General features: G+C 47.4%; 1 protein-coding gene. It reads left to right on the top strand.

The window, feature by feature from the left end; translation table 11 throughout:
- Window positions 1–247 (top strand): hypothetical protein (locus tag ACFIN0_RS10200; protein WP_375702502.1); only part of this gene is annotated, 247 nt, incomplete at both ends.

The following is a 247-nucleotide window of genomic DNA, read 5'->3' as shown; positions in this document are numbered from 1 at the left end:
AACGAAGCAAAAGCAGCAGCAGAACGGGCGACAAGTGTTGATAGACAAGCGGTAAGTGCTGGTGCAGAAGCAGTCAAGAGCCTAGCGGAAGAAGCCAAACGAACAGCAGAAGGAGCCTCCACGATAGCTTCAGAAGCGTTGTCGAAAGCCAATGAAGCAAAGAAGGGAGCAGATAAGATAGAAACATTAGCTAATGAAAGCAAAACTCTAGCCGGAGAAGCAAAAGGTTTAGTGGAGGAAGTAAAGC

The organism is Bartonella sp. AA89HNZF, assembly GCF_042196905.1.
GTDB lineage: Bacteria > Pseudomonadota > Alphaproteobacteria > Rhizobiales > Rhizobiaceae > Bartonella.
The sequence above is the reverse complement of the archived record's forward strand: the minus strand, read 5'-3'. Positions and strand labels throughout refer to the sequence as shown.